Origin of the sequence: Novosphingobium sp. NBM11 (assembly GCF_015390225.1) — a bacterium.
In the GTDB taxonomy this organism is placed as follows: Bacteria; Pseudomonadota; Alphaproteobacteria; order Sphingomonadales; family Sphingomonadaceae; genus Novosphingobium.
The window spans coordinates 2,801,713-2,819,863 of the sequence record NZ_VUOG01000001.1 but is presented as its reverse complement, the minus strand read 5'-3'; the positions used below and the strand labels follow the sequence as shown (position 1 = coordinate 2,819,863).

Below are 18,151 nucleotides of genomic sequence, written 5' to 3'. Positions count from 1 at the left end.
TAGCGCCCCACGCGCCGTGAGGAAACAAACGCCCAGAGAAAAGGGGAAAGCCATGGGGGCGAGGCCCCCTGGAGGCGAAAGCGTCTCCATGATCCGGGCCTCTCGACCCCAGCGCGGGAGACCCTATCATGCAGTCCACCACCCTGACGCACGCCAAGCTGCGTCTTTCCGAGAACAATGTTCGCAAGGCCAATGGCGACGCGGGCCTTGAGGCCCTGGCCGCCAGCATTGCCGAACACGGCCTGTTGCAGCCGCTGATCGTCAGCCCCTCGGCGGGTAAGAAGACGCTCTACGATGTCCATGCCGGTGGCCGCCGCTGGCGGGCAATCGGCCGGTTGATCGAACGCGGCGTGCTTCCCAAGGATTACGCCATCGACGTGCGTCTTTGCGAGAACGAGGATGCCGTCGCGCGCGAAATCAGCCTCGCGGAAAACCTGATCCGCGAAGCCATGACGCCGGCGGATGAGGCGCGGGCCTATCGCGACATCGTCGATAGCGGTGCTGATGCCGAAGCTGTGGCGCGTCGCTTCGGCGTCACCGTTCGCCATGTGCAGGGCCGCTTGCGCCTTGCCGATCTGGCCGAGCCGATCTTCGCGGCGCTCGCCGATGGTGACATCACGCTCGATGTCGCCATGGCCTATGGTTCGACCGGCGACCGCGAGCGGCAGGCAGCGGCGTGGGAGCGTCTGTCGACGAGCTGGCAGGCCGACAATCCCCAAGCGATCCGCCGCGCGATTGCTGAGGAAAGCCTCTCGGCCGATCATCCCATCGCGCGCTTTCTCGGTGAGGCCGAGTATGTCGCTTGCGGTGGCCGGATCGAGCGCGATCTTTTCGCCGCGGAGGGCGAAGGCTGGTGGCTCGATGGCGATCTCGCCATGGACCTCGCCGCCAAGAAGCTGGCGTATGAGGCCGAGGTCGCCGAACTCGGCTCCAAGCTCGCCTGGGTGAAGCCCACGCTGGCCACCCATGTCACCTATGACGAAACCAAGGATCTCCATGCCTATTGGCCGCGCCGGGCCGAGCCCAGCGCTGAAGCACAGGCCCGCATGGACGAAATCTCGGATCGGATGACCGAGATCGCCGAGATCCTCGACGCGCCCGATGACGGCGATGATGTCGAGGCGCTGGAGGCGGAATACAATGCGCTCGATACCGAGCATGATCGGCTTGCCGACACCGAATTGCTCATCCCCGAAGAGGACAAGCCCAACGTCGGCACCTTCCTCGTGCTGGGCAAGGATGGGCAGCCGCGCCTCCTCGAAACCTACTACACCTCGGCCAAGCCCGCGCGGCGGCCCTCCGCTTCGGGCGAGCCCGTGGGCGGCGACGAGATCGAGGGCGACGAACTCGCGCCTTCGGCCAGCCTGCCACGCTCGCTCGAAGAGCAGATGGCCAAGGATCGCCGCGACGTGCTGGCGCTCCACATCGCCCATGATCCGGCGCTGGCGCTCGATCTCGCGATCTTCAGCCTGGCCCGCGACCACGCCGGCCATTTCGGCCATTCGGACACGGGCTGCACCATCCGCATCACCGACCGCAACGAGCCATCGGGCCTGACCGGCATTCCGGCGGGCCCCGCTGTGACCGAACTCGAACAGCAGCGCGCCAGCCTGCCCAATGACTGGGCGAGCGAGGAGGACAGCTTCGCCTCCTTCCTCGCCTTCCGGTCGCTGGACGATGGCGTGAAGGCGGGTTGGCTCGCCTATGCCGTCAGTCAGAGCCTCAAGGCGAGCCTTGCGAGCGGCATGCACGCCTGCACCTTCCAAAGCCGCTTGGGCGCCGAGATCGGCATCGACATGGCCCAGCACTGGCGGCCGGGTGCGGAAAACTTCTTTGACCGGATCAAAAAGGCGCAGATCCTTAGCATCCTCGGGCAGTTCGATCCCGAAATCGCCCTGCGCTATGCGGCGGCGAAGAAGTCTGAACTGGCGACGGCTGCCGCGCGCCTGTGTTCGGGCGACACGATCATCGAGCCGGAGATCAAGGCCAAGGCGCTCGCATGGGTTCCCGATGCGATGCGCTTTGACGGCGTTGCGGGTGATCTGATCGACAGCGGGATAGCCCTCGACGACGGGTATGAGGATGCCGGGGACATGCCGCTCGACGCGGCCAACCAGAACGATGTCGACGACCCGCTCAATCAAGCGGCCTAACCCTCAACCTCAAACAGTCACCGAACCGATCCTCCATCCGCGTCAGAGCGGGAGGAGGATCGCTTGTCCGTGAGCACAGCTCGGATCAGGAGGAGAACATTCCATGAAGCCCCGTCACGACATTTACGCCACCGTCACCGCCCAGCTTGTCGCCGCGATCGAATCCGGCGCGGGCGAATGGCGAATGCCCTGGCACCATTCCGGCGCGCCGGTCATGCGCCCGACCAGCGTGGCTGGCCGGCGCTATTCCGGCATCAACCGCCTTGTCCTCTGGGCCACGGCCGATGCCTGCGGCTATGCCTCGGGCATCTGGGCGACCTATCAGCAGTGGCGCGCCCATGGCGGACAGGTTCGAAAGGGTGAGATCGGCACCCACGTCATCCTCTGGAAGAAGGTCGAGCGCGGCGATGCCGCCGTGGAAGCTGGCAGCGAAGGCGACAGCCGCGCCCGCTTCTTCGCGCGCAGCTTCGTCGTCTTCAACCTCGATCAGGTGGACGGCGCCGAGGAGGCCACCGAGAAGGAGGTCGCGCCCATCAGCACCTCGGTCGCCGATGCGCTGATCTTCCTCGAAGGGCTCGGCGTCCCGGTCGAATACGGCCTGCACGACGCCTATTATCGCCCCGACATCGACAAGGTCTTCATGCCCGAACGCACGGCTTTCGACCATGACCTCGACCTCGTGTCCACACTCGCACATGAGGTCACGCACGCGAGTGGACATGTGGACAGGTTAGCCCGTGAGACGCTGCGCGATTATCATAAGGAGCGCAGCATTCGCGCGCGCGAAGAACTCGTGGCCGAGCTAGGCGCCAGCTACCTGATGGCGGATCTGGGCATCACTTATACGCCTCGGCCTGATCATGCCGCCTACCTTGCAAGTTGGCTGAGCGCCTTGCGTCACGATCCCAAGGCAATTTTCAACGCCGCCGCGCAGGCGCAGGCCGCCGCCGACTGGATCCACGCGGCGCACAAAGCTGCGATTGCGCCTCTGGCGATTGCTGCATGAGGCGGGCTACAGCGCCCGCGCGCCTCTGGCCCGATGGCGCACAGGTTGCTTGTCGTCCATTGTCAGGCATTCCGCCTGCCGAATGGCTTCGGGCCTACACAGCCATGGTGGCGTCGATCCGCACCGGCATGGTTCGAGAGATGCGATCCTTCGCGCCCGTCCACCGCTGGCGCGGGACGGCGCAAAGGGTGCTGCTGCGCAATCCCTATGCCGACATCGGCCTGACCTGCTTCGACAAGCAAGCCGCTGTCTGGATCGGCGAGCGGATCGACCGTGACTACCGCATCCGCTGCGAATGGAGCGATGTCTCTGTGCCGGCCCGTCACTGGCTCGCCAGCATCGCGCCGACTTTTGCGGCCTGCGCCGAGCGCCTTGGCTTTGTCCCCATCGACACACCCATCGATCAGCCTTGGCTCGAAGCCGCCTGATCGCGTTCCTTCAGGAGATCCCTATGTCCCCCCGACTGCCTACCTCTGGCAAATGGCGCGAAGGCAGCCTTGGCCGCACCACTGCTGACTGGCCTTTCGATTGGGTTGCCGAAATCACGGCGATCGACCCTTTGACCCACAGCTACACCTGCATAGCCACGGTCCGGCAGGCCGGAACCCGCCGCTACGACGAGGCGCTATCCAACCTGCGCCTGATGACCCGAGCGCCCGCCATGTTCCGGATACTGCAAGCTGTCACCCAAGTGCTAGACATGAGCGATCCAGACCACGATGCCTTTGTCGATAGCGCCGCGGATTGCCTTGATGCGCTGCTTGAGCAGCAGGAACCCTTGCGGGCTCTGCTGAACGAATTCAGGACTGTGCAAGTGCCTGTGGCAGTCAATGATGTGAGTGACGCGTCATGCGACTCCGATTTGCGTTAGCCGTCAATCGCTACAGTCAGTTTCTTGCGCCGTGTTGCCTTCGGTTTGGGTGCAAGCGCAGACGCGGTTTCGACCACCGCCTTCGGCTTGCGGCCAAGCCCGATCTTCACCGCCAGTTCCTTGCGCTTGGCGGCATAGTCGGGCGCGACCATGGGGTAGTCGGCGGCCAGGTTCCAACGGGCGCGGTATTCGGCCGGGCTCAGGCCATGATCCGTCGACAGGTGCCGCTTGAGCATCTTCATCTTCGCGCCGCATTCGAGGCAGGCGATGGCATCGGCCTTGACCGACGAGCGCACCGAAACGGCAGGCTCGCGTTTCTCCTCCACCGGCGCGGGGGTCTGACCCAAGCCCGCAAGCGAGGCATAGACCGACTGGATCAGCAGGGGTAGTTGGTCAGCCGCAACGGCATTGTGGCTGACATGGGCGGATACAATATCGGCAGCCAGGGTCAGCAGCGTTTCGTCGGCCATAAAAATAACGCCCTCATCCATTCGGTGACAATTGTTTCATAGCGCAACTTTATGTGATCGCGATGATCCGGCATCCAGAAATCCCCCATAAATAGATTGGGGTTCCTCTCGAATTGATGGACCAATCTGCGCTTGCACCCTTTCTCGCAAGGTGCGTTCAATCCGCCGGACAATCAGGGTGTCAAAGAGTGGAGGTGGAGGCGGCGGTGCGAGCAATTCCGCTCGCCCGAAAGGTTACGCCTCATGCTCACCGACAGCGAACGCTTCGCCTTCACAGCCCGGCGCATTCACGGCTTTGCCAGCACCGGTAATGCCTATGACGCGACCCAGACCGATGATCGGATCTCCAGCGGCGACACGCTGCTGATCCTGCCCGAGGGCGTTGTCGGCGTGGCCCATTGCTGGCCCTTCGCCGTCACGCAAATGACGGGCAAACTCCACGGCGTTCAGCCGAAGGCGCATGAAGCGCTGGGCGATTTCGCTGCTGCTTTCAACATCAACACCGCCGACATCGAAGCCGCCATTGCGCTTGCCATGGCGCTCGGCTTCGCCATCGATCCCGCGCTGGCCGCGCTCATCGCGCCCATCGCCTGACGCCCATCCACCGGAGAACCATCATGCTGACCACCGCTACGCCGGCGGGCGCTGACGCGCGCCTGGAACAGATTGCCCGGCTCAATGACCGCACCCGCCTTGGCCTCGACCGCAGCGCTCGCGTAGTCATCACCCGCAATTGCCTCGAACGCCTGGCTGAGGCCGAAGGGGCGCCCGAGGAGACCATTGTCCTGCAAGCCCGCCTGATGGCGGCCTTTCGGCATTGCACCTTCTCGGAAGACAGCCCCGAGCGGGACTTTGCCGCTATCGAGTTTCTCGGCCGCAAGGTGTGGATGAAGATCGATTATTACGACGCGGCGATGGAGTTCGGCTCGGAGGATCCTGCCGATGCCTCGATCACCACGCGGGTGATGACCATCCTGCTTCCCGAGGATTACTGATGTGCGGGCAGCTTGTCGTTGACCGCGCCCACGAAAGGTTCGGCGCCGAGGTCACCATCGCCGACCTCGCGCGCCATTCCTTTCCCGACTTCAACTGCAACATCGTCCACATCTACGAGGTCTGGGCGCGACTTGAGGAGGACTGGCGTTTCGAGCTCGATCGCGATGCCAGCACGTTGGAATATGCCACGGGTGTATCGGCGCGCTTCAAGGACGGCTCGACCCTCCACATCAGCGCCTGGGCCGATTGCTGCGACGGCTCTGGCTGCCGCCATTGCCGCGGCTGAGCCTATCCTTTCAGGAGCCTTCGATCATGCGCTTTCAACCCACCGCTGAGACGCTGGCCATCGTCGCCCGCCTCGGAGGTCATTGGAATGGTCGCTATGCGCTGGTGCCGTGCCCGGCGCATGAGGATCGCACGCCTAGCCTGTCGATTCGGCAAGGGCGGCATTCGATCCTCGTCCATTGCTTTGCCGGATGCGATGGCGCGGATGTCATGCGGGCCGTCCGGCATGTGCTGGGGCATAAAGTCGGCAGCCAGCGGGCCTTGCCCGTGCCAGCCAATGACCGGCCCGCGCCGTTTCAGCACCTATGGTCCGAAGGGGTGGCGATCGAGGGGACACTGGCTCACCGCTATCTGTTCGAGATCCGGGGCATCAGCTTGAAGCCGCCTGATGTGCGGTTTCACGCTGCTTGCCCGATGGGGCGCGGCCCATCGCCCAGACGCCTGCCAGCCTTGCTGGTCGGCGTCTTCCGAGCGCAGCGCCTGATTGCCATTCAACGCTTGTTTCTGGACCCTGCAACTGGCCAGCGCACGCATCGCATGATGCTGGGCAACTCGCGTGGCGGAACCTGGCCTGCCAGCTTCGCGGGCGACACCATGCGTATCGCGGAGGGTTTTGAGACAGCCTGCGCCTATCGCCAACTTACAGGCCGCGAGGCTGGCACCTGCTTTGGTCTGCGCAACTATGCTGGCTTCGCCGTCGGTTCTGGCATCCGGCAGGTCGTCCTCCTGCCTGACAACGATCAAGAGGGAATGCAGGCGGCAGGCGCTGCGATCGCGGCGCGGCAATCGCCCCAGCAGCCCTCCAGGCTTGAGCGCTGCCCTTCTGGTTTCAACGATTGGGCGGATGCGCTTCGTCTGGGTGGCGGAGCCAGGACTGCGGCCTGACCATCAAGTCAAATTTGCCGCTGGCGGTAATCGCCGCGGCAGGCACGCATGGCTTTGCCGATGGCTTTGTTGGTCGCCTCAAGGTCGAAACGCTCTGGATTAAACTTCTTGCCGGCCCAGAGACGCATGGCTTTGTGCTCTTCATGCTCGGGGTCAAGCCATGCCTCCAAAAAGTCGGCATAGCCGGGGTATCCGCCCACATCTTCTGGCGGGCCTGCCCGCTCGCCGGTGGTGCAGCGCGGATACTTGACGCCGTCTTCCTGCTCGGCCCGGCACAATACGAGCTTGTGCTGCCAATCGTCGCCAAAGTCGTACTGGTAGGTGATCGTGAGTGTCGCATCGACCTCATAGGGAAAGGTCAGATCCTTGAGCTGGACTTCGGTCGCCTCGAACACCCGAGGGCCGTAGGAGGAATCCTCGATGGCCTCGGGCGCGCCGATGGTCAGGCCCCCGACATGGAACTGATGCAGGTGGCTGTCGGTCCACCCGAAGGCTGCCTGCAACACCTCGTGAAGCTGCGCAAAATTGAGATCACTAGGCAATTCCAGCGTGCGAGTGATCTCGGGCTCGATGCCGACAATCCGGGCTTCGACGCGAATGATGTAGGCGTAGGGATCATAAGGCTTGGACATAACTCAACATTGCCTGTGGCTGGCCATTGCTGCAAGCATGATGCGCAGCAAGCGCAGACCATAGAAAATACGCCCCTTTTGGCCTAATCTGAAAAACTATGGAACCCGACCGCCCCCTATCTCCACTGACTTGGCATCGCGGACCGAGATCGCAGTTCAATCTCGATCACGACCATGGACTTTATGCGCTGTTCTTACGCAACGGTGCTGAACTGAAAGGCATCACCCCCGGTGAAGAGGGCTTGCTCTACATCGGTCTTGCAGCGAACCGTAAGGGCCTCAAAGGTCGCTGCCATTTCAATGCGTCGACACGAAATCACTCTCCGCGAAAGAGCTTGGCGGTTCTGCTCATGGAGAAATTGACGCTCGAGCCTGTCTTGGTAGTGAAGCCCGCTTCTCGAAACACCTGGAGCTTGGCGCCGGCCTCCGAGCAACGGCTGACGGCTTGGATGCTGGAGAACCTGGAACTGGCGCCTTACCACTGCTCTTACCCGGAGCCCCTCGAGACAGAATTGATCGGGCGCTTTGCCCCACCGCTTAATCTCGCCAATTGTTTGCAATCGGCGCAACATCAGCGGATCTCGGCTGCCCGTGCCGATGTGCTCGCGAGGCTGGAGGGCGTAGCCCATCCTTTATCTGCTAATGAGCCAACATCAGGCTCGCCTATCAGCATGCCGATTCAGGCCGAGCGGCGCCCATCGCCAATTCGTTCGAGCCTGGACAGTGCCGAGGCCATTGCTGCTCACTTCGGGCTTAACCCCAAGACATACCGGCAACGCCTCCGCCAGGACATTGCATGGTATCAGAAGCCTCAAGTCTGGGCGTTTTCTCCGGGTAGCCAGGAATGGCACGATATGATCGCGGTAGCCGAGAGCATGGCCGGGCGATCTCGTTGAAGTCCTTGGCGGCAATCAGCAGGTACCAAAGGCGAGAGGGAAATGGCTGGGTGAACCCGAAAGGAGCCCAAGACCCATGTTCACCGTTCCCGAACTACCCGCGCCGGGCTCGCTTGCCGATCCCGGCTTTCTGGCCAGCGCCGCTGGCGAAAGTTGGATCGGGGCGCTGGCCGAGAAATTCCCGCACACTCGCTACTGGCGGGATCGATCCGATTGCTGGTCGCTCAAAAGCCTCAACGCCTTGGCTGCGAAGATCATCGATGCCCGCTATGACGGCAATGCCGTCGAGGAGGTCATGGAGGCCGAGTTCCCGCCCGCGGAGTTCGGCCAGACCTGGTATCACGAGGTCGCGCCCCAGTTGCGCTCGAACCTCGCAGAGGCTGGGCTGGATGACGATGACGATGCCATCGACGCCGTCCGCTATGCTTGGGAAGATCACGCCGCCGAGCGTGATGACAGCAGCGTGGCCGATCTCTTCGCCAGCTATGACCGGTGCGAATTGCTGTTCCGCTTCAGCGCCGAGCGCTGGCTCGATGATGCTCTGGTCTTCTCGCACCGCCCATGGCCCGAGACGAGCGAGCTGGCCATCACCGCCAATCTGCAATTCGCGCTGAACAACCTCGGCTACACTATCGGCGAGTTCCGCAAGGCCAGCGGCAACCGCCATCCGGCTCACAGCGCCTTGCCGCGCAACGCAAGGCGGCGGCGCACGCCGATCATCAGCCACGAGCAGCTTGCCGAAATCATCGACAATGCCTGCTCGACCTCATTCCTCTTCTGCCTCTACGCAATCGTGCCGATCCCGGAGCTGATTGCGCTCGACCTCAGCCGCCCCGTGACCTTCGAGAAATGCTGGGTGGCAACAATGGACCCGACCAATGGCACCTTCTTCGACGTGTCGGCCAACGGGCCGGTGACCGTGAAACCGGAGGACGGGCGCTTCCTGTCCGGCGGACATCTGCGCTGGTCGCCAGAGAACATTTGCGGGCTGCACACGCCCCACTATTATGCGCCCATTTCCAATCAATGAGCTTCAGGAATTTCAATAATCGTCTTCGTCGCTGCTCATTGCGTCGTTGAATTGCTCGACAATCGCCTCGGGGTCATTGTCCGCGTATCGTGTCTCAATCAGATCGATAATGTCGTCTGGATTGACACAGGCGTGCTGATTCTCAACCTCAATGACTTTGCCAAATGAAATGAGCGCAGGGGCAGGGTTGCTAACCTGTCTTATTCACCGCGGCGGGTGAGAGGGTTGGCGGGAGTGGCGTAAGCGATTGCTTTGCAGTAGGAAAATGGGTGTCTAGCCCGGCTTATTCACCGCGTTGGGCCGAGAGGGTTGGCGGGAGTGGCATAAGCCTCTGATCTGAATTAGGAACTGGGTGTCTAAGCCGAACCTGCCGCAGGGCAGAAGATGCCACAGGCCACCCCGCCATGACCGACGATACTGCAAACCCATTCCGATTCCCAGCAGTGCGCAGCCGGAAAGTCACAGCCGCCTTTGATGGTGGTCGGCTGACCTCGGACGGCGGCGTCCTGCTACTGGCACAGGCTGAGCGCGCGATGGGCATCTGCCGTCGGCTTGCCGCTTGCATAGCCGACCCGCGTGACCCTGGCCGGGTGATCCATGCGCTGCCCGACATCCTGCGCGCCCGGGTGTTCGCGATCGCTTGCGGATACGAGGATGCCGACGATCTCGACGCCCTTCGCGACGATCCCGGCTTCCGCCTGGCGCTGGGCAAGCTGCCGGGCTCCGGTGCCGGGCTTGCGAGCCAACCCACGATGAGCCGCTGGGAGAACGCGCCGACCACGCGCGAACTGGCGAAGTTGATGGCCGCCATGATCGATATCTACTGCGCCAGCTATCCCACTTCGCCGGCGGCGGTGACGTTGGATATCGATGACACCTGCGATGTCGTCCACGGCTATCAGCAGCTCTCGTTCTGGAACGGGCACCATGGCGAGCGCTGCTTCCTGCCGATCCACGTCTACGACACCGCCAGTGGCCGGCCGGTGGCGATGCTGCTTCGCACCGGCAAGACGCCATCTGGCGCCGAAGCTGCTGGCCACATCCGGCGTCTGGTGCGTCACATCCGCCGGCACTGGCCCGATACCCACCTCACCATCCGCGGTGACGGGCACTATGGCCGCCCCGAGGTCATGGCGTTCTGCGAGGCGTACGGCATCGATTACGTGTTCGGCCTGCCAACCAACGCTGCGCTGCGGGCCGATCCCGCCATCGTCGCCGTCGCCGATACCTGCGCGGTCAAGCGGGCCGAGGAGCAGCGTGTGATCCTGCGAAACTATGCCGAGACCCGCTACGGCGCCAAAAGCTGGAAGGGCCAGCGCCGCGTCGTCGCCCGGATCGAGGCCAGCACGCTGGGCATGGACATCCGCTATGTCGTCACTTCGCTGACCCAAGGCTCGGCCGAGCACATCTACGACACGCTCTACTGTGCCCGCGGCCAGGCCGAAAACCTGATCAAGCGGCACAAGACCCAGCTCGCCAGCGATCGCACCTCGTGCCGCTCGGCCAATGCCAACCAGATGCGCCTCATTCTGCACACCGCCGCCTACTGGCTCCTGTGGCGGATCCAGCAAGAAATCCCAAAATCTGCCGCGCTTGCCGTCGCCGAGTTCGCAACGATCCGCCTCCGGTTGCTCAAGGTCGCCGCCCGCGTCATTGAATCCGCAACGCGCATCCGCATCGCCTTCGCGTCAGCATGCCCCGATGCCGCCACGTTCAAGGCCGTCGCCACCAACCTTCGGCCTGCTCCTACATAGCCCGCGCGGCCGTGCCGCCGAACCGCAAGCCCCCCTCCATTAACCCCGAAAAGCCCATCGATCCCACCGCGGTGAAAAACACCGCCAGAGGCGCTCGTCCGGATCACATCACCGAAAACGCATCGCCACCCAACAAGCCCGGAACCTCAGTCTCATGAATAGGCCGGGCTAGACCAGTCCTTCAGCGAGGCAATTTATGCCACGGACCACACCCGCCGGGAGCGATGATAGCGCACCGGGATTTTCGTTTCCAGCGGTTGGCGGCAAGAAGGTCACAACCGCGTTCGACGGTGGCCGGCTGACCTCTGACGGCGGCGTTCTGCTGCTGGCGCAGGCCGAGCGCGCGATGGGGATCTGCCGGCAGCTTGCTGCGTGCATCGCCGATCCGCGTGACCCGACGCGGGTGATCCATCGCCTCGATGACATTCTGCGTGCCCGTGTGTTCGCGATCACGTGTGGCTATGAGGACGCCGATGATCTCGATGCCCTGCGCGACGATCCGGGCTTCCGCCTGGCGCTGGGCAAGTTGCCGGGATCGGGCGCGGGGCTGGCCAGCCAACCGACGATGAGCCGCTGGGAGAATGCACCGACCACGCGTGAACTGGCCCGGATGATGGTCGCGATGATCGGCGTTTACTGTGCCAGCTATCCGGCCCCACCGGCGGCGGTGACGCTGGATATCGATGACACGTGTGATGTCGTGCACGGCTATCAGCAGCTCTCGTTCTGGAACGGACATCACGGTGAGCGCTGCTTCCTGCCGATCCATGTGTACGATACCGCGAGCGGGCGGCCGGTGGCGATGCTGCTGCGCACTGGCAAGACGCCGTCGGGTGCCGAAGGTGCCGGCCACATCCGGCGCCTGGTGCGTCATATCCGCCAGCACTGGCCCGATACCCACATCACCATCCGCGGCGATGGGCACTACGCCCGTCCCGAGATCATGGCGTTCTGCGAGGCGGCCGGGGTCGATTACGTGTTCGGCTTGCCGACCAACGCCGCGCTGCGGGCCGATCCGGCCATCGTTGCCGTCGCCGATGCCTGCGCGGTCAAGCGGGCCCAGGCCCAACATCCGGTCCTGCGCAACTATGTCGAGACCCGCTACGGCGCCAAAAGCTGGAAGAGCCAACGCCGCGTCGTCGCCCGGATTGAGGCCAGCACGCTGGGCATGGACATCCGCTATGTCGTCACCTCGCTGACAGAAGGCTCGCCCGAGCACATTTACGACACGCTCTATTGCGCGCGCGGCCAAGCCGAAAACCTGATCAAGCGCCACAAGACCCAGTTGGCCAGCGATCGCACCTCGTGCCGCTCGGCCAATGCCAACCAGATGCGCCTCATCCTGCATACCGCCGCCTACTGGCTGATGTGGCGCGTCCAGCAGGCCATCCCCAAGGCCACCTCTCTGGCCACTGCCGAGTTCGCAACGCTGCGCCTGCGGCTGCTCAAGGTCGCCGCCCGCGTCATCGAGACCGCCTCGCGCATCCGTGTCGCCTTCGCGTCAGCATGCCCCGACGCCGGCGTGTTCAAAGCCATCGCCACCAGTCTCCGGCCAGCGCCGACATAGCCAGCGCGGCTGTGCCGCACAAAGCCCGAGCCATCGCCCATCAACCTCGAAAAGCCATCGGTTTTGCTGCGGCGAAAAACGCCGCCGAAACCGCGCGCCCGGATCACGCGGCCACCGACACATCAAACCCGGCACGCCCCAGTGCAGCGGGCTCATGAATAAGCCGGGCTAAGTTGTGCCTTTTCTGCCCTCAATAGTACGTATAAGGCAGGGCCAGGTTCATTTAAGCTATTGATAAAATGTGAGGGATATGGATCATCCCGTTCGGCAAGCTCCTGGACATACTGTTCGAGAGATTGCTCTGGAGGGGGCGAATCTGGGCTTGATGCAGTCACTACGATACCCTTTGTTTCTTATATGGAACACAGTTCCATCGATAAGTGCTTTAGTTCCGGCCTGTTTCTAGACCAGTCATTGGGCTGCTATCTTGTCGTTCCAAGTTTCACTTGGCAATCAGAAACAGCCATAAAATCAGCCCGCGAGTGAAGCGGATGGAGGATGAGTGTCATGGGCGCAGGCGCCCAGAGACGCATCCAACCCTGCGGCCCACTGGAATGTAAGACGGGGCCCTTGCTAAGAGCCCGCCCCGAAAGTTGTTGAGCAATACCAGTATGTTGTGATTCACGCCTCTTTGCGAAGAGATGGAGTGAACGATGGCATGGACTGGTATTGCCCGGCAGGAGCATAGCCGAAAAGGATTGCGTTATTCCAGCGATATGACCGACCGGGAGTGGGCTTTGGCAGCGCCGTTCATCCCTGCGGCCAAGCGGGGAGGTCGGCGCCGGACAACAAACATGCGCGAAGTCCTGAACGCCTTGCTCTACATTGCGGCGAGCGGTTGCGCGTGGCGGCTTCTGCCCAAATGCTTTCCGCCGGTTTCGACGGTCCAACGCTACTTCTACGTCTGGCGCAACGCAGGCTTGCTCGAGGCGATGAACACGGTACTGGTCATGAACCTGCGCGAGATCGAAGGACGCGAGGCAAGCCCAAGTGCCGGTGTGGTCGACAGCCAGTCGGTCAAAACCACCGAAAGTGGTGGCCCTTGCGGCTATGACGCAGGCAAGAAGATCAAGGGCCGCAAGCGGCACATCCTGACCGACACCTGCGGCTTCCTCATCTTCATTCTCGTGCATACCGCCGATATTCAGGACCGCGATGGCGCCGTCGATGTGCTCAAGGCCGTGCGGCGGCGCTTCCCCTGGCTGCGCCATGTCTTTGCCGATGGCGGCTATGCGGGCGACAAACTCCGCGATGCCATCGCCGGTTCGGGCCAGTGGACGATCGAGATCATCAAGCGGTCCGACAAGGCCAGGGGTTTTCAGGTTCTGCCGCGCCGCTGGGTAGTCGAGCGCACCTTCGCATGGCTCGGTCGATGCCGCCGCTTGGCCAAGGATTGGGAAACAACCATCGCCTCGTCCACCGCCTGGGCCACAATCGCCTCCATCCGCATGCTCACCCGCAGAACCGCAAGATATTGCTACGCTTGGTGATCTTTCGAGTCAGGCACTAAAGGAAAACCTGCATGAACATCGGCACCATTCGCGCTAACGATCGCGGCGCGCTGACCGGCAGCATCACCACGCTCACCGTTGCCATGAGCTTCGGCCTGCGCGGCGTTACCTCGTACCATCCCAATGCCCCGCTTTACGAAATCTACACGCGCAGCCCAGCGGGCGCCGCCGTCCAGATCGGCGCGCTGTGGGAGCAGACCTCGAAGACGACCGGCGAATGCTTCCTGCAAGGCCGGATCGATGATCCTTCGATGGCGCGGCCGCTGCCGATCAGCGCCTTTCGCCAGAGCGACGGCAGCTACAGCGTCGCCTGGCTGCGCCCCCAGCGCCGTTCCGGCTTTCGTGTGTCGGCCTCGGCGAACGACAATCCCACTTATCTCGACGCGGCCTGACGGCTTGGCTGCGAAGCCTCGGGCGATGTTCGCTCGGGGGCATCATTCTCCTGCCTGCGGCGCTTGGCGTCATGTCGGGTTGCAGGCCTTGCTCGGCTCCGTCGGCGCGGCGCTGGGCGGCCACCGGGCGGGGAGGAGTTGAGGGGATTGAGGATGGGTGTCTGGGGCCAAGGGGCCAAAGACGCGAACCAACCTTCGGCACCCAGGACGCAAGAGGGTGTCGGGCCAGAGGAGAATACGGCCATGAATATCGGTGAACTGAAGCTCAACGGCGCTGGCGTTTACATGGGCAAGATCCAGACCGCTACGCTCGACCTCGTGGTGGGCTTGCGCCCGGTCAATTCCAGCAACGCCGCCGCCCCCAAGTATGACGTGATGGTCCGCGCCAAGAATGGCCAGTTCATCCCCGTCGGTGGCCTGTGGGAGAAGACCGCGAACAATGGCGGTGACACCTTCCTTCAGGGCCAGATCGATGATCCCAGCTTTGAAGCCCCGCTGTCGATCGCGCTCTTCTCGCAAGCCGATGGCGCGCTCAACATCGCCTGGTCGCGCCCGCGTCGTCGGGCGGAGGCTGGCTTCGCCGAAACGGCCGTGATGGGCGCAGCCAATGATGGCTTTGCCGCCGGTGCGGATGACCGCCGCGACGCTTCGCCCTTCGGCGATCTCGAACCGGGTTTTGCCAAGGCGGCCTGACGCCAACCTCCAGGATGCTTGTTCCTATGGGCGGCCCGTCTCACGACGGGTCGCCTATTTTCGTTCAATGCTCGGTGGGATCTTCGAGGTCGGGGCGAACCAGATCGACATGGCTGACGCCCAGCGCCAAGGACAGCTCATAGAGCGTGATGACGGTCGGATTGCGCCGTCCACGCTCCAAGCTGCTGAGATATTGCTGGCTGAAGCCAGAACGCTCCTCGACCTGCTCCTGAGTCAGACCTTGATCCCGACGCAGGCGCGCGAAATTCCGGCCAACCAGTTTACGCATGTCCATGCATGCAAGGATCGCGATTTACACACTTTGAGTTTATCAACTATAATATGTAATCAAGCCTCTCTGGGCATTTCGTCTCATCACGGGCCGACGATCATCATCAGCTCCGCTTGCGCAAGTTTTGTCACGCTTGTCTGATAACCGGTGTTTCCTCGACCGATCTGCCAAAGGCATCCTTCAATGACCGATCATCTTCAATCGCTTGACCGGGACGAGTATCAGGCGATTACCGCGACACTGGCCGAGATCAAGGCACGGCTCTTGGACGCCGGAGATCTGCTGGCAGCCATGCACATCGATCATGCTCTGCAATGCCTTGATCCCGAAAACCCCCTCAACCAGCAGGCTGCCGCTCAGGCCTGAACGATCAGCACTCAGCTTATACGCCTGTTGTGGCGGGTCCGCTTCGTCTCGAATGAGTGCAGCATCGCCGGTGACAACCAGTCGCCCTGCGGTGGCTGGCGAACGCCTGCCGGACTCTACGCCGTGGGTGTAATCCTGTGGGTCGGAGCCAAGCCATGCTCTGGACCTCTTGCCTGGCGACCATGAAACGGTGGCATGAAGCGAGTGCGGGCAAGCAGGCCCTTGGCAGCGCCAAGCAAGGCACCTGATTTCAGGGCGGCCCGACAGCCAAACACAACCTTGGTCGAACATCTCCGGGCAATCTGACCGGCAAGCCATCCCGCCAGAAAAGGGATGAACACTACGCCCGCGCGGGACCGTCGCAACCCCCAATTGTCGACCGAGTTACCTCCCTGCGGTCGGCGCCCGCACCACTCGAAAAATGGAGGTTTCCCTGCGCTGCGCTCCGGTGCGGCGGCCCCTCAATCGCGGGCTGCGCTTCAGTTCATCCCGGCGGGAAAGGCTCGCCGGTAAGATCTGGAGACATCGAAATGAACAAGGTTTTCCTGTCCGGCCGCATCACCTCCGACATCAGCCGCTTCGGCACCGACAGCAAGGGCGGCGTCAGCTTCACCCTCGTCACCAGCAGGCCGGTCATCAAGGACGGCCAGGTCGTCAAGGGCGACGATGGCTACGCCGAAACCTACGACCAGTTCCACACCATCAAGGCCTTCAACGGCCTCGGCAAGTCGATCGCCAACCACAAGAAGAAGGGCGACAAGCTGATTGTCACCGGGGAGATCCGCTACACCAGGAACGAGAAGGACGGGCGGACCTACTACAACACCGAGATCGTCGCTGACGAGATCGAGTTCATCTGACCCAGACGGGCGGGCCGCCCCAGCGATTTCGCAGAAATCGCGAAACAATGGCGGGCCGCCCCCAAAAATCGGACAAGCACCTTTCGGGAGCAAGCCCATGTTTTACACCTCGGCCTTCGATGAATTCGCCTGCGTCCCCTGCGGCATCACCGTCACCAACCCCGCCATGGTCGCCCGCATCCGGGCGCAATCGGCTCATCTCACCGATTACGATATCGCCGCGCATCTCGGCAACGCCATAGCCTCGTCCACCGACGCCGCGCACGGCCTCGCCTGGGAACAGAGCCAGTTCGGCGAAGCTCGCGCCGAAACCCTTGTCGATGCGGAATATTTCGACGACCTGGTCGCCGCCTGGAGCCTGGTGGCCAGCGAGCGCGGGATCGACAGCCTCGACGGTTTGCTCATCGATGTGGTGGTGCATTGAATGCTGATCGGTTGGGCACCGACAGGTGCCCAACCTACTTCCGTGACGGCGTTGCCACACCTTGTTCGAGATGTCCTCGCCGAGCTCCAGAGATTTGCGAACGCCTATCCCAGCTTGCGCGTGACCCGAAACATGCCATGTTCAACCGCTGCATCTGGAGGGTATTATGGAACCGCAATGGCTAACCTTTGGCAAGCGACTTCAAGCCATCGCATCGACGGGGATCCATTACTCACGTGATGAGTTCGACCGAGAGCGGTATGAAGAGATCGCTCAGATTGCCAATGAAATGCTTGCCACGCTGGGCAATGTTCCAGTCGAGCGGATCGAGGGGCTGGTTTCGGATTTCGCGCGAGGCTACGCGACACCGAAAGTTGATGTTCGCGGCGCGGTGATTGAAGATGATTCAATTCTCCTGGTCCGCGAACGTAGCGATGGGTTGTGGACCTTGCCCGGCGGTTTCGCCGATGTTGGCCTTTCCCCCGCTCGAAATGTCGAGAAGGAAATTCTCGAGGAGGCAGGGCTGCAAGTTGCCGCGCGAAGGCTCTATGGTGTGCGGCACAAGGCCGGATTGGGCTATCCGCCGGATGTTCGCGATTTTTACAAGATGTTTTTCCTGTGCGATCGGAATGGCTACGGCGATACCCGGCCGGGCGCGGAAACCGTTGAGGCTCGCTTCTTCGCCATTGACGATTTGCCACCACTCTCGCGGGCGCGGACCATCGAGAGCGATATAGCAGCAGCCTTTGCGTTCTCAGCGGATGCGGCGAGGCCGGCATTTTTCGACTAATAGCGGCAAGGCGTGAATGTCACTAGGCGCCTGCCCGCGCCCGCGCCTGCGGCACGGTCACCGCGCTCTATTCCGCCCGCAGGCGGGCTCCACCGAGCCCCGTTTGGGTCTCGGCCCATTCGGGTGACGATCGACTGGCGCGGGGCGCTTGGGGCACCGTAGCGTACCCCTGAAACCAACAATCTCTCTCTCTCGTAGTCCGAGTCTGGCAAGCTGGCCGGGCGCTTGTGCAAGGATGCGCGGTGCCCCCAATTTTGCGGCGGGCCAGCCCACCACAA

At 62.7% G+C, this 18,151-nt stretch carries 22 protein-coding genes; 19 read left to right on the top strand and 3 right to left on the bottom strand.

From position 1 onward, the window contains the following. Positions 1 to 128: 128 nt before the first annotated feature. From F1640_RS13650 to F1640_RS13635, 4 genes are all read left to right on the top strand, one after another. Positions 129 to 2,153 (top strand): ParB/RepB/Spo0J family partition protein, encoded by a 2,025-nt coding sequence (locus F1640_RS13650; protein ID WP_008067940.1) that lies wholly within the window; start codon positions 129 to 131, stop codon positions 2,151 to 2,153. Positions 2,154 to 2,256: 103 nt separating this feature from the next. Further along, entirely contained in the window at positions 2,257 to 3,159 is a 903-nt protein-coding gene (locus F1640_RS13645) for an ArdC family protein (protein ID WP_194919680.1), read from the top strand. Then, positions 3,156 to 3,587, top strand: a complete 432-nt coding sequence (locus F1640_RS13640) for a hypothetical protein (protein WP_255530370.1) — start codon at positions 3,156 to 3,158, stop codon at positions 3,585 to 3,587. Before F1640_RS13645 ends, F1640_RS13640 begins: the two co-directional genes overlap by 4 nt. 23 nt (positions 3,588 to 3,610) lie before the next feature. Then, positions 3,611 to 4,030, top strand: a complete 420-nt coding sequence (locus F1640_RS13635; protein ID WP_050805626.1) for a hypothetical protein — start codon at positions 3,611 to 3,613, stop codon at positions 4,028 to 4,030. Here F1640_RS13635 and F1640_RS13630 read toward each other — a convergent pair. Further along, positions 4,027 to 4,500: a MucR family transcriptional regulator gene (locus tag F1640_RS13630; RefSeq protein WP_008068551.1), complete on the bottom strand. Its 474-nt coding sequence runs from the start codon at positions 4,498 to 4,500 to the stop codon at positions 4,027 to 4,029. The two genes, F1640_RS13635 and F1640_RS13630, sit on opposite strands and share 4 nt — an antisense overlap. Positions 4,501 to 4,743: 243 nt before the next feature. Here F1640_RS13630 and F1640_RS13625 point away from each other — a divergent pair, with 243 nt between their 5' ends. Genes F1640_RS13625 through F1640_RS13610 form a run of 4 tightly spaced genes read left to right on the top strand, consistent with a single transcriptional unit; the run spans position 4,744 to position 6,666 of the window. Beyond that, complete coding sequence (locus tag F1640_RS13625; protein WP_008068550.1) at positions 4,744 to 5,094, top strand: hypothetical protein; 351 nt, start codon at positions 4,744 to 4,746, stop codon at positions 5,092 to 5,094. 23 nt (positions 5,095 to 5,117) lie between these two features. After that, positions 5,118 to 5,495, top strand: a complete 378-nt coding sequence (locus F1640_RS13620; RefSeq protein WP_008068549.1) for a DUF3768 domain-containing protein — start codon at positions 5,118 to 5,120, stop codon at positions 5,493 to 5,495. After that, a complete protein-coding gene (locus tag F1640_RS13615; protein ID WP_008068548.1) occupies positions 5,495 to 5,782 on the top strand; it encodes a hypothetical protein in 288 nt (95 codons plus the stop codon). The genes F1640_RS13620 and F1640_RS13615 overlap by 1 nt, the downstream gene beginning before the upstream one ends. A gap of 26 nt (positions 5,783 to 5,808) precedes the next feature. After that, positions 5,809 to 6,666, top strand: coding sequence for a toprim domain-containing protein (locus F1640_RS13610; RefSeq protein WP_008068547.1), 858 nt, complete (start codon positions 5,809 to 5,811; stop codon positions 6,664 to 6,666). Between the two features lie 8 nt (positions 6,667 to 6,674). Here F1640_RS13610 and F1640_RS13605 read toward each other — a convergent pair whose 3' ends face one another. After that, the gene (locus F1640_RS13605; RefSeq protein WP_008068546.1) at positions 6,675 to 7,298 is read right to left on the bottom strand and encodes a plasmid pRiA4b ORF-3 family protein; all 624 of its coding nucleotides are present in this window, start codon (positions 7,296 to 7,298) and stop codon (positions 6,675 to 6,677) included. 98 nt (positions 7,299 to 7,396) lie between these two features. On the opposite strand from F1640_RS13605, the gene F1640_RS13600 reads away from it, so the two are divergent. The 7 genes from F1640_RS13600 (at position 7,397) to F1640_RS13570 (ending at position 15,141) form a co-directional block, all read left to right on the top strand. Then, entirely contained in the window at positions 7,397 to 8,194 is a 798-nt protein-coding gene (locus tag F1640_RS13600) for a GIY-YIG nuclease family protein (protein ID WP_157132619.1), read from the top strand. Between the two features lie 76 nt (positions 8,195 to 8,270). After that, positions 8,271 to 9,224 carry a hypothetical protein gene (locus F1640_RS13595; protein ID WP_008068545.1) on the top strand — a complete coding sequence of 318 codons (954 nt, stop codon included), beginning with the start codon at positions 8,271 to 8,273 and terminating at the stop codon, positions 9,222 to 9,224. A gap of 404 nt (positions 9,225 to 9,628) precedes the next feature. After that, complete coding sequence (locus F1640_RS13590; protein ID WP_194917264.1) at positions 9,629 to 10,978, top strand: IS1380 family transposase; 1,350 nt, start codon at positions 9,629 to 9,631, stop codon at positions 10,976 to 10,978. A 196-nt stretch (positions 10,979 to 11,174) separates the two neighbouring features. Then, on the top strand, positions 11,175 to 12,545 hold the full coding sequence (locus tag F1640_RS13585) for an IS1380 family transposase (RefSeq protein WP_066763960.1): 1,371 nt from the start codon (positions 11,175 to 11,177) through the stop codon (positions 12,543 to 12,545). 653 nt (positions 12,546 to 13,198) lie between these two features. Continuing rightward, positions 13,199 to 14,035: an IS5 family transposase gene (locus F1640_RS13580; RefSeq protein ID WP_036500702.1), complete on the top strand. Its 837-nt coding sequence runs from the start codon at positions 13,199 to 13,201 to the stop codon at positions 14,033 to 14,035. Between the two features lie 32 nt (positions 14,036 to 14,067). Next, the gene (locus tag F1640_RS13575; protein WP_008068542.1) at positions 14,068 to 14,448 is read left to right on the top strand and encodes a DUF736 domain-containing protein; all 381 of its coding nucleotides are present in this window, start codon (positions 14,068 to 14,070) and stop codon (positions 14,446 to 14,448) included. A 243-nt stretch (positions 14,449 to 14,691) separates the two neighbouring features. Beyond that, entirely contained in the window at positions 14,692 to 15,141 is a 450-nt protein-coding gene (locus F1640_RS13570; RefSeq protein ID WP_008068541.1) for a DUF736 domain-containing protein, read from the top strand. Positions 15,142 to 15,205: 64 nt separating this feature from the next. On the opposite strand, the gene F1640_RS13565 is transcribed toward F1640_RS13570, so the two are convergent. Then, positions 15,206 to 15,436 carry a helix-turn-helix domain-containing protein gene (locus tag F1640_RS13565; protein WP_008068540.1) on the bottom strand — a complete coding sequence of 77 codons (231 nt, stop codon included), beginning with the start codon at positions 15,434 to 15,436 and terminating at the stop codon, positions 15,206 to 15,208. Between the two features lie 180 nt (positions 15,437 to 15,616). Between F1640_RS13565 and F1640_RS13560 the strand changes: the two genes are divergently transcribed. The 4 genes from F1640_RS13560 (at position 15,617) to F1640_RS13545 (ending at position 17,873) form a co-directional block, all read left to right on the top strand. Further along, positions 15,617 to 15,799 carry a hypothetical protein gene (locus F1640_RS13560; protein ID WP_008068538.1) on the top strand — a complete coding sequence of 61 codons (183 nt, stop codon included), beginning with the start codon at positions 15,617 to 15,619 and terminating at the stop codon, positions 15,797 to 15,799. A gap of 530 nt (positions 15,800 to 16,329) precedes the next feature. After that, entirely contained in the window at positions 16,330 to 16,659 is a 330-nt protein-coding gene (locus tag F1640_RS13555; RefSeq protein ID WP_008065144.1) for a single-stranded DNA-binding protein, read from the top strand. Positions 16,660 to 16,756: 97 nt separating this feature from the next. Beyond that, positions 16,757 to 17,083, top strand: a complete 327-nt coding sequence (locus F1640_RS13550) for a hypothetical protein (RefSeq protein ID WP_008068535.1) — start codon at positions 16,757 to 16,759, stop codon at positions 17,081 to 17,083. Between the two features lie 166 nt (positions 17,084 to 17,249). Continuing rightward, positions 17,250 to 17,873 carry an NUDIX hydrolase gene (locus F1640_RS13545; RefSeq protein WP_018076144.1) on the top strand — a complete coding sequence of 208 codons (624 nt, stop codon included), beginning with the start codon at positions 17,250 to 17,252 and terminating at the stop codon, positions 17,871 to 17,873. The last annotated feature ends 278 nt before the right edge of the window (positions 17,874 to 18,151 follow it).

Excerpts from the sequence above, each read along its gene's own strand:
- F1640_RS13595 (WP_008068545.1), top strand. The coding sequence starts at position 8,271 with ATGTTCACCGTTCCCGAACTACCCGCGCCGGGCTCGCTTGCCGATCCC.
- F1640_RS13610 (WP_008068547.1), top strand. The coding sequence starts at position 5,809 with ATGCGCTTTCAACCCACCGCTGAGACGCTGGCCATCGTCGCCCGCCTC.
- F1640_RS13625 (WP_008068550.1), top strand. The coding sequence starts at position 4,744 with ATGCTCACCGACAGCGAACGCTTCGCCTTCACAGCCCGGCGCATTCAC.
- F1640_RS13630 (WP_008068551.1), bottom strand. The coding sequence starts at position 4,500 with ATGGCCGACGAAACGCTGCTGACCCTGGCTGCCGATATTGTATCCGCC.
- F1640_RS13565 (WP_008068540.1), bottom strand. The coding sequence starts at position 15,436 with ATGGACATGCGTAAACTGGTTGGCCGGAATTTCGCGCGCCTGCGTCGG.
- F1640_RS13620 (WP_008068549.1), top strand. The coding sequence starts at position 5,118 with ATGCTGACCACCGCTACGCCGGCGGGCGCTGACGCGCGCCTGGAACAG.
- F1640_RS13645 (WP_194919680.1), top strand. The coding sequence starts at position 2,257 with ATGAAGCCCCGTCACGACATTTACGCCACCGTCACCGCCCAGCTTGTC.
- F1640_RS13555 (WP_008065144.1), top strand. The coding sequence starts at position 16,330 with ATGAACAAGGTTTTCCTGTCCGGCCGCATCACCTCCGACATCAGCCGC.
- F1640_RS13650 (WP_008067940.1), top strand. The coding sequence starts at position 129 with ATGCAGTCCACCACCCTGACGCACGCCAAGCTGCGTCTTTCCGAGAAC.
- F1640_RS13600 (WP_157132619.1), top strand. The coding sequence starts at position 7,397 with ATGGAACCCGACCGCCCCCTATCTCCACTGACTTGGCATCGCGGACCG.
- F1640_RS13545 (WP_018076144.1), top strand. The coding sequence starts at position 17,250 with ATGGAACCGCAATGGCTAACCTTTGGCAAGCGACTTCAAGCCATCGCA.
- F1640_RS13570 (WP_008068541.1), top strand. The coding sequence starts at position 14,692 with ATGAATATCGGTGAACTGAAGCTCAACGGCGCTGGCGTTTACATGGGC.
- F1640_RS13605 (WP_008068546.1), bottom strand. The coding sequence starts at position 7,298 with ATGTCCAAGCCTTATGATCCCTACGCCTACATCATTCGCGTCGAAGCC.
- F1640_RS13550 (WP_008068535.1), top strand. The coding sequence starts at position 16,757 with ATGTTTTACACCTCGGCCTTCGATGAATTCGCCTGCGTCCCCTGCGGC.
- F1640_RS13585 (WP_066763960.1), top strand. The coding sequence starts at position 11,175 with ATGCCACGGACCACACCCGCCGGGAGCGATGATAGCGCACCGGGATTT.
- F1640_RS13635 (WP_050805626.1), top strand. The coding sequence starts at position 3,611 with ATGTCCCCCCGACTGCCTACCTCTGGCAAATGGCGCGAAGGCAGCCTT.
- F1640_RS13640 (WP_255530370.1), top strand. The coding sequence starts at position 3,156 with ATGAGGCGGGCTACAGCGCCCGCGCGCCTCTGGCCCGATGGCGCACAG.
- F1640_RS13590 (WP_194917264.1), top strand. The coding sequence starts at position 9,629 with ATGACCGACGATACTGCAAACCCATTCCGATTCCCAGCAGTGCGCAGC.
- F1640_RS13615 (WP_008068548.1), top strand. The coding sequence starts at position 5,495 with ATGTGCGGGCAGCTTGTCGTTGACCGCGCCCACGAAAGGTTCGGCGCC.
- F1640_RS13575 (WP_008068542.1), top strand. The coding sequence starts at position 14,068 with ATGAACATCGGCACCATTCGCGCTAACGATCGCGGCGCGCTGACCGGC.
- F1640_RS13560 (WP_008068538.1), top strand. The coding sequence starts at position 15,617 with ATGACCGATCATCTTCAATCGCTTGACCGGGACGAGTATCAGGCGATT.
- F1640_RS13580 (WP_036500702.1), top strand. The coding sequence starts at position 13,199 with ATGGCATGGACTGGTATTGCCCGGCAGGAGCATAGCCGAAAAGGATTG.